The organism is Magnetospirillum sp. WYHS-4 (assembly GCA_039908345.1).
Taxonomy (GTDB): domain Bacteria; phylum Pseudomonadota; class Alphaproteobacteria; order Rhodospirillales; family GLO-3; genus JAMOBD01.
On record JAMOBD010000009.1, the window covers coordinates 64829 to 77516 of the forward strand.

Here is a 12688-nt window from a genome sequence, read left to right on the forward strand (position 1 = left end):
GCGACCCGGTCATGAGCGACAAGCGAGTTTACCTCTACGATTCCACCCTGCGCGACGGCGCCCAGACGCAAGGCGTCGATTTCAGCGTCGCCGACAAGGCGGCGGTGGCCCGCCAGCTCGACCTGTTGGGAATCGATTACATCGAAGGCGGCTGGCCCGGCGCCAACCCGACCGACGAGGCCTTCTTCGCCGCTCCGCCCAAGCTTTCGCGCGCCCGCCTGTCCGCCTTCGGCATGACGCGGCGGCCGGGGCGCAGCGCTTCCAACGATCCCCAGTTGAACGCCCTGCTGTCCAATGCGGCCAAGGTGGTCTGCCTGGTGGGCAAGACCTGGGACTTCCAGATCCAGGTGGCCTTGAACATCGCCGAGGACGAAAACCTCCGCATGATCGCCGAAAGCATCGAATACGCCCGCACCAAGGTGGACGAAGTGCTGTTCGACGCCGAACATTTCTTCGATGGCTACAAGTCCAATCCGGACTTCGCGCTGCGCGCCATCGAAACCGCTTACAAGGCCGGGGCCCGCTGGTGCGTGCTCTGCGATACCAACGGCGGCACCCTGCCTTTCGAGGTGGAACGCATCGTCGGCGAGGTGACGGAACGGGTCCCCGGCAGTCATCTGGGTATCCACTGCCACGACGACACCGGCAACGCGGTCGCCAACAGCCTGACCGCGGTCAAGGCCGGCGTGCGTCAGGTCCAAGGCACCCTGAACGGTTTGGGGGAGCGTTGCGGCAACGCCAACCTGGTATCCATCATCCCGTCCCTGATGCTCAAGATGGGCTACGAGACCGGCATCACCCCCACCGACCTGACCCAGCTCACCCACGTTTCCCATCTGGTGGACGAGCGGCTGAACCGCGCGCCCACCCGCGGCGCTCCCTACGTGGGCGAGTCGGCCTTCGCCCACAAGGGCGGCCTGCACGTGTCGGCGGTCGAAAAGGACCCGCGCTGCTACGAGCACGTGGCACCCGAACTGGTGGGCAACCACCGCCACATCGTGGTCTCGGACCAGTCGGGCCGGTCCAATATCCTGGCCCGTTTCCGCGAGATCGGGCTGGACATCGACGCCGACGATCCCAAGGTGGCCGAACTGGTCGATCTGGTGAAGGAACGCGAGTTCTACGGCTACGCCTACGACGGCGCCGAAGCCAGCTTCGAACTGCTGGCCCGCAAGGCCTTGGGCCAGTTGCCCGACTTCTTCCACACCCAGAGCTTCCGGGTGATCGACGAGCGGCGCTGGAGCGCCCGCCACGAATTGATCACCATGTCGGAAGCCACGGTGAAACTGGACGTCAAGGGCGAGCAGCGGATGACGGTGGCCGAGGGCAACGGCCCGGTCAACGCCTTGGACGCCGCGCTGCGCAAGGTACTGAAGTCCAGCTATCCTCAGCTCCAGGACCTCAAGCTGGTGGACTACAAGGTGCGCATCCTTACCCCCGGCGACGGCACCGGCGCGGTGACCCGGGTGATGATCGAATCCGCCGACGGCCACGGCGAGACCTGGTCCACGGTCGGCGTGTCGGCCAACATCATCGACGCCTCCTTCGCCGCCTTGCGCGATGCCATCGTCTACAAGCTGATGCGCGACGGCGCTTGATGGCGGGGACAGATTCCACGCAGCCGGCCGAGACCGCCGTCGGCGGCGGTCCGGCCATCGTGCTGGTCGAGCCGCAGTTGGGCGAGAACATCGGCATGGTGGCCCGAGCCATGCTCAATTGCGGCCTCACCGACATGCGCCTGGTGCGCCCGCGCGACGGCTGGCCCAATCCGCGCGCCGTCGCCGCCTCGTCGGGAGCGCTGGAAGTCCTCGACAAGGCCCGCCTGTTCGAGACCACGGCCGAAGCCGTGGCCGACCTACGCCGGCTTTATGCCACCACGGCGCGCGAACGCCACATGATCAAGGAGGTCGCCACCCCCCGCCAGGCGGCCGTCGACATGCGGGCCCTGGCCCAGGCGGAAGCCCGTGCCGGCGTGCTGTTCGGCAAGGAGGCTTTCGGGCTGTCCAACGACGACATCGCCCTGGCCGACACCATCCTGGCGGTGCCGCTCAACCCCGCCTTCAGTTCCCTGAACCTGGCCCAGGCGGTGCTGCTGGTGGGTTACGAATGGTATCAGTTGGGCAGCGACGCCCCGGCCCTGGCCCTCACGGTGCCCAAGAAGACCCGTCCTGCCACCAAGGACGAGTTGTTCGGCCTGTTCGACCATCTGGAGGGCGAGTTGGACGACTGCGGATTCTTCCATGTGGAGGACAAGCGCCGGGTCATGGTGCGCAACATCCGCAACATGCTGGAACGGGCCGACCTGACCGAACAGGAAATCCGCACCCTGCGGGGCATGATCGTCTGCCTGACGGGGCGCCGGTACCAGCGCAGGAAGGCAGAGAAGGCCGGGGGGATGCAGTCCGCCTGACGGAATCAGTGGAATCGGGTCGCGATCCGGCGTATACGCTGAGGCCCCTATATCGCAGGCGCGAAGGCCCCGAGGAGCCCATGGCCGAGAACTGGAAGCCGGACGGTTGGACCCCGCCAAGCTGGAGGCGGCGGAAGCCACCTTGCGCCGCTACCCGCCCCTGGTCTTCGCCGGAGAGGCGCGCGGCCTGAAGGCCCATCTGGCCGATGTGGCGGCAGGCAAGGCTTTCCTGCTGCAAGGCGGCGACTGCGCCGAGAGCTTCGCCGAATTCCATCCCAACAACATCCGCGACACCTTCCGGGTGTTGCTGCAGATGTCCGTCGTCCTCACCTTCGGGGCCGCCTGCCCGGTGGTCAAGGTGGGCCGCATGGCCGGCCAGTTCGCCAAGCCGCGTTCCGCCGACATGGAAACGGTGAACGGCGTCAGCCTGCCCAGCTATCGGGGCGACATGATCAACGGCCCCGAGTTCACCCCCGAGGTCCGCATTCCCGACCCGGCCCGCCTGATCCAGGCCTACAACCAGTCGGCGGCCACGCTCAACCTGCTGCGCGCCTTCGCCCAGGGCGGCTACGCCGACCTGCATAAAGTTCATCAGTGGACCCTGGATTTCCTGCGCGACACACCGGTGGCCGGGCGCTTCGGCGAGATGGCGACGCGTCTGGACGAAACCCTCGCCTTCATGGCCGCCTGCGGGCTGACATCGCAGACCACGCCGCAGATCCGCGAGACCGACTTCTACACCTCGCATGAGGCCCTGCACCTGCCCTACGAACAAGCCATGACCCGCGTCGATTCCACTTCGGGAGACTGGTACGACACCTCGGCCCACATGCTGTGGATCGGCGACCGTACCCGTCAAGTGGACGGCGCCCACGTGGAATTCCTGCGCGGCGTGCACAATCCCCTGGGCCTCAAGGTCGGCCCTTCCATCAAGACCGCGGATTTGCTGCGGCTGATCGACGTGCTCAACCCGGAAAACGAGCCGGGGCGCCTGACCCTGATCGTGCGCATGGGAGCGGAAAAGGTCGCCGACCTGCTGCCGCCGGTAATCCAGACGGTGCAGCGGGAAGGGCGGGCCGTGGTTTGGGCCTGCGATCCCATGCACGCCAACACCATTCAGACCGCCAGCGGCTACAAGACCCGTCCGGTGGGGCGCATCCTGGAGGAGGTGAAGGGCTTCTTCTCCGTTCACCGGGCCCTCGGCACCCACGCCGGCGGCGTCCATTTCGAGATGACCGGGCGCGACGTCACCGAATGCCTGGGCGGCAGCCAGGCGGTGAGCGAGGACGACCTGAAGGAGCGCTACGACACCCACTGCGATCCCCGGCTCAACGCCTCCCAGTCCCTCGAACTGGCCTTCCTGCTGGCGGAGATGCTGAAGGCCGAACGCGCCAAGAAGGGTTAGCGGTCCGGCAGCGGGAATAATTGCCCACCTTCGCCCTTCCCCAATAGAAGCGGTCAATTCCTGCGCGACGCAGACCGCTCACCTTAATGGGGACGGGCCGAACGCGTATTTTCTTCCTCGTCGGCGAACAGCATTCGGCGGATGGCCGGGGGCAGGTCCTGGTCCGAATCGTCTGGCTCCGGTTCCGGCTCGACCAGGACCGGCGGCGGTTCGGGCTCCGGCTCCGGCTCAGCCGCGGCCAGATGGGAGACCCTGTCGTCCATGTCGCGGAGCGTGTCCTGGATGCGCCGGCCGCTGCGCGATTCCACGGCGGCCAGCAGGGACAGCAGCATGGTCTTGAGTTGGCGGTTTTCCGTCTTCAGGACCTCGTGACGGGCTTCCCGATCGTGGATCAGGGCGTCCTGGCGTTCCAGGCGGGCGGTGGCCTCGTCCAGATGGCGAGCCAGTTCCTCGAAGCGACGGGCTTGGTTGTGCTCCGATTCGTCCAGCGTGGCCTTGGCGGCTTCGACGCGGCGGAACAGATCGTCGATCTCGGTCATCGTCATCCTCCTGTCGCGCGAATCCTCCTGGGGTACGGCGGCATTATAGCGCGTCCGGCACCCAACGGAAATGTGACCGGTATCACTCCCCTGGAAGGGCCGGACCGGATCGGCTATGGTCCGGCACCCGTCTTGCCCTCCAGGGAGCCCACCCGCCATGTCCGAGCGCATCCTGATCGTCGATTTCGGTTCGCAGGTCACCCAGTTGATCGCCCGCCGCGTCCGCGAAAGCGGCGTCTACAGCGAGATCCATCCCTTCAACAAGGTGACCGTGGACAGCATCCGGGCTTTCGGGCCCAAGGCGGTGATCCTGTCGGGCGGTCCGGCATCGGTGACCCACAAGGACACGCCGCGCGCCCCCGACGGCCTGTGGGAGATGGGCCTGCCGGTGCTGGGCATCTGCTACGGCCAGCAGACCATGGTGGAACAACTGGGCGGCAAGGTGGAAGCCTCCGACCATCGCGAGTTCGGCCGCGCCTACGTCGAGATTCAGGAAGACTGCGAGCTGTTCCACGGCGTCTGGATGGCCGGCGGACGCGAACAGGTCTGGATGAGCCACGGTGATCGCGTCACGGCGCTGCCCCGGGGCTTTCGGGCCGTGGGCGTGTCGGAAGGGGCGCCGTTCGCCGCCATCGCCGACGACGACCGGCGCTTCTACGGCGTTCAGTTCCATCCCGAGGTGGTCCATACCCCCCATGGCGCCCAGTTGATCCGCAACTTCACCCACCGGGTGGCGGGCTGCAAGGGGGACTGGACCATGGCCGCCTTCCGCGAGCAGGAAATCGCCAAGGTCCGCGCCCAGGTCGGCGAGAAGCGGGTGATCTGCGGCCTGTCGGGGGGCGTCGATTCCTCGGTGGTGGCGGCGCTGCTGCACGAGGCCATCGGCGACCAACTCGTCTGCGTCTTCGTCGATACCGGTTTCATGCGTATGGGCGAGGCCGAAGAGGTGGTCGGGCTGTTCCGCGACCACTACAACATCCACTTGGTGCACCGCGACGCTTCCGACCTGTTCATCGGCAAGCTGGAAGGCATGGTCGACCCCGAGAAGAAGCGCAAGACCATCGGCGCCACCTTCATCGACGTCTTCGAGGAGGAAGCCAGGAAGGTAGGCGGAGCCGAGTTCCTGGCCCAGGGCACCCTGTATCCCGACGTCATCGAGTCGGTGTCCTTCACCGGCGGGCCCAGCGTGACCATCAAGTCCCACCACAACGTGGGCGGCCTGCCGGAGCGCATGAACATGGCCCTGGTCGAGCCGTTGCGCGAACTGTTCAAGGATGAGGTGCGGGCCCTGGGGCGGGAACTGGGACTGCCGGAACGATTCATCGGCCGCCACCCGTTCCCCGGCCCCGGCCTGGCCATCCGCCTACCGGGCGGGGTGAGCCGGGAAAAGCTGGAGATCCTCAGGAAGGCCGATGCCATCTACCTGGAGGAAATCCGCAACGCCGGCCTCTACGACGCCATCTGGCAGGCCTTCGCGGTGCTGTTGCCGGTGCAGACGGTGGGCGTGATGGGCGACGCGCGGACCTACGACCACGTCTGCGCGTTACGCGCCGTGACGTCCACGGACGGAATGACGGCCGACTTCTACCGCTTCGACATGGAGTTCCTGAGCCGCACGGCCAACCGCATCATCAACGAGGTGCGCGGCATCAACCGGGTCGTCTTCGACGTCACCTCGAAGCCGCCGGGCACCATCGAATGGGAGTGATCTCCTGCGGCGTTGAGCGGAACGGGTTGACGACGGCGCGGTTACAAGCGACGGCCGGAGCGACAAGGCCCATCGATCCAAAGATCACAAAGACGCCGCTTCATAGTGCGGGCTCTCCCTCATAAGCCGGCAATGCGCAGCATCGTCGTTCCTTTCCATGCGCTCCTGTCCAGCAAGGGCGCCAATGCCTCGTAGAACGCCGTCAGTTGCGCCTTGGACAGGCCTTTCGGGGCCTTCCATTCGCCGTCATCCAGGCGGAAGTCGTGATCCAAAAGCAACCTGGAACAATCTGCATCGCAACGGTCAGGTCCGGCGAACCAGGTCACCTCGCCGCTGTTGGCAATGCGCACCGGGATATAGTTGGTTTCTTCCGGAGCCTTGCTGACCGCCTTGCCGTTCTCGGTGGCATCGGTTGCCTGGAAGATGAAATGGCCGGGGGTGCCGAGTGCGACGAACCCTCCGATCAAGGTGATCGTCTCGCGGCCATCCTCGATCACGGTGGCGGCGAGGTGATCGGTCTGGGCGACCAACTTCACCGACGTCCTGGCTTCCCCCTCCACGACATAGATCCCGTCGGCGAGGGGGTAACTGTATTCTCTTGCGGCGAAGTGGCGGCTTTGTCCCTCCAGCACGAAGGGGACGCAACCGGTCATGCACAGCGCCAGCAGGGCAAAAGCCGTGCGAAAGAATGGGTTCATGGCAAGTCCCCGTCGACGAAGTTATGCCTGCGGCCGAATATCATGGCGGAGACCCGTAATTGGCGGCGACGATGGCAAGTGTCCGTTCCAGCGCACTTCGTTCGACTCGCTGCTCTTTGCCTGTCCACACAGCCGGAAGGTCACCCTTGGCGATGGCGCGGCGGATGCCCGGGACATCGACCCCGATCCGGGCTGCCACCTCTTCCAGCGCCAACAAATCGCCGTTGCCGGGTTCTGGTGCGGGCGCACACCCCCGCGTCGACCCGAGTGCAGCCAGGGCCGATCCGACGACCGATAGCAGGCGATGCACGAACTGACGCGAGGTCACGGCCAGCAAATGGAATATGGAATCCCGAGGCCTCATCGTTTCCCTCCCCAAGATCGAAATGAACGATAGACACATTACCGCTCTCATTTACGGCTTTTTCATGCCGGGCCGCCAGGGGGCTGGACGATGGCGTCGGCGCGGCCTTCCTTGGAGCCTTGTCCGACGCGGCGGGGACCGTCATACACGGCGACATCTGTGCCTCCCGCCTCTGGCGGGCCACCCTCGCGGTACAGATCCGGGAGAGCGGGTTCTGACTTCCGGTTTTCCCTGCCTCGGGAAATTCTGCTATAGTCCGGCTCGTAACGCTTGGTCCGGAGAGGCGTCGGCATGGCACAAGCGGTACTGAAGCAGCCATCGCACATGACGGTGGAAGAGTTTCTGGCCTGGGACGACGGCACCGACACCCGCTACGAACTGGTAGGCGGCGAGGTCTTCGCCATGGCTCCGCCTTCCGTGGCACATGCGGACATCATCGTGAACCTGGCCATCGACATCGGCACGAAACTTCGTCCGCCTTGCAGGGCATCGGCGGAAGTCGGCATTCGAAGCCCGAGCCGGGGGGACACCTTCTATCAGGCCGATCTGGCGATCGGATGCTCCCCTAGGAGGCCCGGTGATCGCTATCTTGGAGAGCCCGTCGTCATCATCGAGGTGCTTTCCCCCGGCACCGCCAATTTCGACCGGGGCTCCAAGATCCCAGATTATCGTGCTATTCCTTCCGTGCGTGAAATCGCCCTGGTGTCGTCAACGGAGATCAAGGCGGAGACCTGGCACCGGACAGCGAGCGGCTGGGAGGTGATGGACGTTGTGGGCGACAAGGCCGTTCTTCGCTTCGCTTCCATTGACGTGGAGATTCCATTGGGGACAGCCTGCGAGGGTGTGGTGTTTGAGACGGAGAAGACGGGATGATTTTGGAATGCCGTTGCCAACCAGTAGGGCCACGGAAATTCTCTGCTTCTTCTTCAATGGGCGGCTGATCTGGAGAAACGGTAGCGCGTTGATTTTTCAGGGACGGGGTTTGACACCAGCTTTTTCCGCCCGTCGTTCCGTCCATAAACCCGTCTCCGTGCGTTCCGCGCCCGGCACAGAGACGGTTGGGTGTTGGTCTCATGATATCCGCCACTTTACATAGCAGGTAAAGTCTCCAAGCTGGCCGGCCACGGCTTTGCGGTTGACAGTCCCAAGAAAAACCTCAATATTTCTAAGGCTTACGTGACATTATCCGGGACTTCTTCGAGCCGTTACCTGAACTTCACCGCCCTATAGGCGCCTTCTTGGGGAAAATTCCTTCAATCTCCCGACGTTATTCTCCAAAACAACTTAACATCAACATGCCGGTACCGTACTTCGTGACCTGTGTGGGTTCAAGGGCTTGGCTCGATTCAGTTGGCTGTACCTTTTCATTCTGTTCCTGGTGGAGGGAGAGACCGGCACCGGGAAGAAGAGGTTCAGCCGCGCGAGGGTATTGGCGAGGCGAAATCGAATCGGCTCCGCTGGGCCTGCCGGTCGAGGGGCTTATCGCGCAGGATCTCCGCCAGCTTGAGGCCCTTGTCGTCGCCATCAACCCAAGAGGGCGCGTGCCCAAGGGCTCAACGCAGGCTTGGCAGGACGTCGCGCCAGGACGGGGGAATGGCGCCCAGCGTGTCGTCGGGATATCGCGGCGTCAGGAGGAATTCCAGCGGCCTCTGCCCAAGCGACCAGATCAGCAACGCGGGAAACCGCAACAGGCGGGCCGAGTAGCGTGACACCACCGCGCCGCTGGCGATCGCGCGGCCATCGACCTCCAGGAGGAAACACTGGTCCAGCACCCGCCCCGGATCGCCCTTGCTGCCTTCCTCCCCATGAACCAGGAACCACCCGTCCGCCCAGCGCACCAGGGCATCGGAAGCCACCAGGCGGGCCGCCGCCGAGCCAAGCGCGACCGCACGCTCGGCCTCCTTGGAGCAGTTGGACAGGTCTCCCAGACGGTCGGGCGAGACGATCCAGAGCCGGGCCTCGGCGGCCAGGGATTGGATGGGCAGCAGGCCGATCAGGAACCCCGCCAGCAATAATCGGCGCATCAAGACCATGAAGTTGACATTATCGGGCCGCCATGATGGCATCTCTTCCATGGGGGGACAATTCATCATGGACATTCGAGCGGTGGCTGGAACGGCCCTGTTGCTCCTGTTCGGATTGGCCATGGCGGCCGGCCCGGCCAAGGCTTGCGGGGGCGGCCCCACCGACGTGACGGACGGAAGGGTGTTCGCGCTCACCGCCGATGGCTGGATCAACGGCGTCGGGAAGATGACGGCGAGACGGCCCGCTTTTCTCCGGCTGGGCACCAAGGAGAGGTGCCCACCCATCTCAACCCGCATTACGTACACGCGAATGGAAAGCGCGGTTGGGTGCCCTTCCTGCTGACCATCGAGGCGCCGCCGCTGCCGCTGGGGCCCCGGATCGTGACGGTCGACAAGAGCGACTTCAAGGGAAGCGTCACCCAGAGACACGACTTCCGCCTTCATATGGCGGTGCCGCTTGCGCCCGGCCATCGCTGGGAAATCAAGGAGGCCGTCCAGAACACCGGAGGCACGACCTCGGAAAAGTGGGAACCCTTCGATCTGAAGCCGTTGCCCGGCGAGGCCGGCGTTTTCGGAGGTTCGGCCGGTGGATATCCGATCCGGATCGTCTTCGTCGAGAAGAGCGATGGCTGGCAGCTGTTCCCCGAGACGGTGACGGTCTTGCTATCCATCGAACTGATTCCGTTATGCTGAGATGATCGGCATGCCCCGCCCCCTGGCTTTCGCGCTGGCCCTTTTCGCAGCCATAGCTTCCCCGGATATCGCCCTGGCGGAGGACCTCGTCTGCGCCGACGAGAAGGGGCCGTTGCTGGTTGCCGGTTCCGCCGGAGCAAGGCGCATCGAAGTCGTCGGCGTCCTTCTGCAACTGGAGCGTTGGGCTATCTGCTTCACCTGCGCCGGCCTTCCGAATCTTCGGCTGGACCTGAGGAATTCCGAAACGGGGAAGACGGAAGCATGGGTGGGCGCCCCTGCCCGCCCGCACGGCGATGCCGATACCGCGTTTCCGGAGCGGTATTCCATCAAGGCTGCCGGAGTCCAACTCGGCAGCCGCGAGATTCGAAACTGCCGCTTTCCCGAAGGAACCACGCTGGGCCGGCTCTGGACGGTTCTGACGGGCTCCGCTCCTCCCGCGAATGTCCGGGGGTGGTGGGTCTTTCAGGATCAGTGACAGGAAGGCAGCCCCCAGAAGATCGTTTCGTCATGAGGAGTCTTCCCGTTCCTCGGCATAGGCGGTCTCGCCGTGGACCTCCTCGCGGATGATCCGCTCGGTCACCTCGTCCAGATAGCTGGCCAGTTCCCGGTTGATCTCCTGGAATTCCGGCCACAGGATTTCGGTGACGAAGGCTTCAGGGGCCCGGACGTATGCCGCTGGGAGCGTCGGCACGGCGCCAAGCTTCGCTTCGTCTACCGGCGCGGCGGCCCCTCGCTCCCGGTCGCCGAGAACCGGCGCGCCCGCACCGGCAAGCGGGGCGGCTTCGGGAAGGCCGGCGAGTCGGCCTTGCGGACCGGACGCGGGCTGGCGACGGTGCCCATGTTCATCCTGGTCCCCCAGGTCACCGTCAGGAAGCGCCTCGACGTGGCCGCCGCCGAAAAGTGGATCGCCGAACTGCCCCGCCTCGTGGTCCGCCACTGGCGGGAGCCGGGGCGCTGAAGCTCAAGGAGCAGTGAAGGTCCGACTGTCGAATTCCCATCCCGACTTCTGGAAGACGTCCTCCCTCTGCCAGATCACCCGCTCGCGGGTGACCGAAAGCCACCACGTCTGGGTTTCCAGAGGAGTTTTCTCGGCGAAGGCGTCCGGGTTCAGGACCGCGCCACAGCCACCGCGCTCGGGATCGCGTACCGACTGGTAGCGGATGGCGCCGATCCCAACCTCGCGGGCCTGCCGGCCGAAGTGTTGTGTTGCCTCGTAATCGGCAGGATCGGTCCACTTCTTCCGGTTCCTGGCGAAGGGAGGGTTCCGGAGATCCACCGTCAGGGAGGCGATGGCCACCCGGAAGACCGTCTGTTGCCTGGGGTCGAGGGCGACGAGGGCGGGGCTCTCCACCAGGAAGCGCCAGCGCCAGTAGCCGAGTTCGGCGCAGGCGGCACGTATCTCATCAGCGCCGTAGAACACGCCGGGGTCGAGCGGTCCCCGGAAGCGCGACCCGGCCGGCGGCGGCGGATAGCGGAAAGGCGTGAACAGCAACCAGTGCAATCCCCCGGCGCCACGCGGCAGGGGAGGTTTCGAGCCTTCCAGAAGCTGTTCGAGCAGCGCCTGCTCGTCCAGGGTGTCCACCAGCACCATGGTCGCGACCGCATGCTGGGCCTCGACGGCCCGCCATAAGTCGAACCGCGCTTGAACGGCCTCAGACGCGACCGCGATAGGCGTCCAGGTACTGGATGACACGGATCAATCCCTCGGTGGTGCGGATCAGGTCGGCGGGCCGGCCGTTCAGGGCAAGATTATCGCTCTCCAGCCACAGCCTCGCCTGTTCGCCGTGGCCCAGAATGGCATCGAGCGAGCGGAACATGCGGACGAAGAGAAGCGCCAGCTCCCATTCCTTCTTCCGGCCGGGGTCGAGGACATAGCCGCCGGAATGCAGGCGGGAGGCCGTGGCCCGGCTCATGCCGATGGTGTCGGCAAGGGCCGCCTGGTTGACGTGGAGCGTGGCCGCCGCTCGGACCACGGCCTTGGATAGTGTCGGCCCGGCCTGCGGCTCGGCCACGTGGCTGATCTGGGGCATGGCGTCCTCCTCTATTTCTGTGGAAACCATACGCTAAATTGGTTTCCTCCGCAACGACCCGCCATTTCGCCGCGCGCCATGCGGAGAAATAGCCGGCATTCGCCGCATCGGTTCCTGATCCGGGAGTAGCAGATCCCATGCCCAACTGGCCCGCGACATCGCCATGGCCGAGAAAAAGCGCGGCCGGGCGGGCATCAAGGAGGCGGACGTCGAGCGGGAGATCGCCCGGCTCAGGGACATCGCGGCCCGCAAGGTGGAAGCTATCGAAAAGCCTCTGCGCGAAGCCGCCGGGCGCAGCGACGCCCAGGCCCGCAAGGTGATCGCCGACCTGGAGCGCCAGTTGGGTGCCGCCACTGACCCCCGGGGCGCCGCTATCGACCAGGCGCTCTCCCGCCTGCCGGAGGGAGCGACCGAAACCCAGCGCAGCGAGGTCGAGCGCCTGTCCGGCGCCCTTTTCGACCAGAAGGAGGCCATCCGCGACATCAATGAGGCCCTGGATGCGGAAGCCAAACTCCGCGAGAAGGGGGCCGAGATTACCAAGCACCATCGCACGGCCGAGGAGGAATACCGCGACACCCTGGCGGAACTGGACGAACTGCTGCGCAACGCAGCGCTCGACCAGGATACCTACGCCCGCGCCGTCGAGGCGGCCGAGCGGAAAAAGCTGGAGGCGTCGCGGGAATGGCAGGACGGCGCTAGCCTTGTCGCCACCCCCGATGGTGTAGGTGGTCTCGACCGCCTGGACGTGGAAGCGGGAAAAGAGGGCCCGGACCTCCGGGATGTCGTTGATCGACATGAGGAAGGCCCCCTTGATGCC

Annotated in this window: 15 protein-coding genes and 1 pseudogene; 9 read left to right on the top strand and 7 right to left on the bottom strand. The window is 65.4% G+C overall.

The genetic code is table 11. The annotated features are described in order from the left end of the window. Positions 1 to 11 precede the first annotated feature (11 nt). The 3 genes from cimA (at position 12) to H7841_05000 (ending at position 3815) form a co-directional block, all read left to right on the top strand. The gene (cimA, locus tag H7841_04990; protein ID MEO5336238.1) at positions 12 to 1598 is read left to right on the top strand and encodes a citramalate synthase; all 1587 of its coding nucleotides are present in this window, start codon (positions 12 to 14) and stop codon (positions 1596 to 1598) included. Further along, positions 1598 to 2410, top strand: coding sequence for an RNA methyltransferase (locus H7841_04995; protein ID MEO5336239.1), 813 nt, complete (start codon positions 1598 to 1600; stop codon positions 2408 to 2410). The genes cimA and H7841_04995 overlap by 1 nt, the downstream gene beginning before the upstream one ends. Before the next feature lie 106 nt (positions 2411 to 2516). Beyond that, positions 2517 to 3815, top strand: coding sequence for a 3-deoxy-7-phosphoheptulonate synthase class II (locus H7841_05000; GenBank protein ID MEO5336240.1), 1299 nt, complete (start codon positions 2517 to 2519; stop codon positions 3813 to 3815). Positions 3816 to 3898: 83 nt separating this feature from the next. On the opposite strand, the gene H7841_05005 is transcribed toward H7841_05000, so the two are convergent. Next, entirely contained in the window at positions 3899 to 4354 is a 456-nt protein-coding gene (locus H7841_05005) for a hypothetical protein (GenBank protein ID MEO5336241.1), read from the bottom strand. Between the two features lie 157 nt (positions 4355 to 4511). Here H7841_05005 and guaA point away from each other — a divergent pair, with 157 nt between their 5' ends. Continuing rightward, positions 4512 to 6062 carry a glutamine-hydrolyzing GMP synthase gene (gene guaA / locus H7841_05010; protein MEO5336242.1) on the top strand — a complete coding sequence of 517 codons (1551 nt, stop codon included), beginning with the start codon at positions 4512 to 4514 and terminating at the stop codon, positions 6060 to 6062. Between the two features lie 119 nt (positions 6063 to 6181). Here the strand turns inward: guaA and H7841_05015 are convergent, their stop codons facing one another. Then, the gene (locus tag H7841_05015; GenBank protein ID MEO5336243.1) at positions 6182 to 6760 is read right to left on the bottom strand and encodes a hypothetical protein; all 579 of its coding nucleotides are present in this window, start codon (positions 6758 to 6760) and stop codon (positions 6182 to 6184) included. A gap of 40 nt (positions 6761 to 6800) precedes the next feature. After that, positions 6801 to 7097 carry a helix-turn-helix domain-containing protein gene (locus tag H7841_05020; GenBank protein MEO5336244.1) on the bottom strand — a complete coding sequence of 99 codons (297 nt, stop codon included), beginning with the start codon at positions 7095 to 7097 and terminating at the stop codon, positions 6801 to 6803. A gap of 318 nt (positions 7098 to 7415) precedes the next feature. Between H7841_05020 and H7841_05025 the strand changes: the two genes are divergently transcribed. Then, positions 7416 to 7997 carry a Uma2 family endonuclease gene (locus tag H7841_05025; protein ID MEO5336245.1) on the top strand — a complete coding sequence of 194 codons (582 nt, stop codon included), beginning with the start codon at positions 7416 to 7418 and terminating at the stop codon, positions 7995 to 7997. A gap of 680 nt (positions 7998 to 8677) precedes the next feature. Here H7841_05025 and H7841_05030 read toward each other — a convergent pair. After that, the gene (locus H7841_05030; GenBank protein ID MEO5336246.1) at positions 8678 to 9157 is read right to left on the bottom strand and encodes a hypothetical protein; all 480 of its coding nucleotides are present in this window, start codon (positions 9155 to 9157) and stop codon (positions 8678 to 8680) included. A 318-nt stretch (positions 9158 to 9475) separates the two neighbouring features. Between H7841_05030 and H7841_05035 the strand changes: the two genes are divergently transcribed. Both H7841_05035 and H7841_05040 read left to right on the top strand, forming a co-directional pair. After that, on the top strand, positions 9476 to 9841 hold the full coding sequence (locus tag H7841_05035; protein MEO5336247.1) for a hypothetical protein: 366 nt from the start codon (positions 9476 to 9478) through the stop codon (positions 9839 to 9841). 10 nt (positions 9842 to 9851) lie between these two features. Continuing rightward, positions 9852 to 10316, top strand: a complete 465-nt coding sequence (locus H7841_05040) for a hypothetical protein (GenBank protein ID MEO5336248.1) — start codon at positions 9852 to 9854, stop codon at positions 10314 to 10316. 30 nt (positions 10317 to 10346) lie between these two features. On the opposite strand, the gene H7841_05045 is transcribed toward H7841_05040, so the two are convergent. Beyond that, positions 10347 to 10532: a hypothetical protein gene (locus H7841_05045; protein ID MEO5336249.1), complete on the bottom strand. Its 186-nt coding sequence runs from the start codon at positions 10530 to 10532 to the stop codon at positions 10347 to 10349. Here H7841_05045 and H7841_05050 point away from each other — a divergent pair. Further along, positions 10518 to 10799, top strand: a pseudogene (locus H7841_05050) (DUF6441 family protein). The gene H7841_05045 and the pseudogene H7841_05050 sit on opposite strands and share 15 nt — an antisense overlap. A 3-nt stretch (positions 10800 to 10802) precedes the next feature. On the opposite strand, the gene H7841_05055 reads toward H7841_05050, so the two are convergent. Continuing rightward, positions 10803 to 11534: an RES family NAD+ phosphorylase gene (locus H7841_05055; GenBank protein MEO5336250.1), complete on the bottom strand. Its 732-nt coding sequence runs from the start codon at positions 11532 to 11534 to the stop codon at positions 10803 to 10805. Continuing rightward, positions 11494 to 11871, bottom strand: coding sequence for an MbcA/ParS/Xre antitoxin family protein (locus H7841_05060; GenBank protein MEO5336251.1), 378 nt, complete (start codon positions 11869 to 11871; stop codon positions 11494 to 11496). Before H7841_05060 ends, H7841_05055 begins: the two co-directional genes overlap by 41 nt. A gap of 163 nt (positions 11872 to 12034) precedes the next feature. Here H7841_05060 and H7841_05065 point away from each other — a divergent pair. Next, positions 12035 to 12688, top strand: a 654-nt coding sequence (locus H7841_05065; protein MEO5336252.1) for a hypothetical protein, incomplete at its 3' end; no start/stop codon positions are given.

What these genes read in the sequence shown, in the direction of transcription:
- cimA (MEO5336238.1), top strand. Translation starts at nt 12, where the DNA reads ATGAGCGACAAGCGAGTTTACCTCTACGATTCCACCCTGCGCGACGGC.
- H7841_04995 (MEO5336239.1), top strand. Translation starts at nt 1,598, where the DNA reads ATGGCGGGGACAGATTCCACGCAGCCGGCCGAGACCGCCGTCGGCGGC.
- H7841_05005 (MEO5336241.1), bottom strand. Translation starts at nt 4,354, where the DNA reads ATGACCGAGATCGACGATCTGTTCCGCCGCGTCGAAGCCGCCAAGGCC.
- guaA (MEO5336242.1), top strand. Translation starts at nt 4,512, where the DNA reads ATGTCCGAGCGCATCCTGATCGTCGATTTCGGTTCGCAGGTCACCCAG.
- H7841_05015 (MEO5336243.1), bottom strand. Translation starts at nt 6,760, where the DNA reads ATGAACCCATTCTTTCGCACGGCTTTTGCCCTGCTGGCGCTGTGCATG.
- H7841_05025 (MEO5336245.1), top strand. Translation starts at nt 7,416, where the DNA reads ATGGCACAAGCGGTACTGAAGCAGCCATCGCACATGACGGTGGAAGAG.
- H7841_05030 (MEO5336246.1), bottom strand. Translation starts at nt 9,157, where the DNA reads ATGGTCTTGATGCGCCGATTATTGCTGGCGGGGTTCCTGATCGGCCTG.
- H7841_05040 (MEO5336248.1), top strand. Translation starts at nt 9,852, where the DNA reads ATGCCCCGCCCCCTGGCTTTCGCGCTGGCCCTTTTCGCAGCCATAGCT.
- H7841_05060 (MEO5336251.1), bottom strand. Translation starts at nt 11,871, where the DNA reads ATGCCCCAGATCAGCCACGTGGCCGAGCCGCAGGCCGGGCCGACACTA.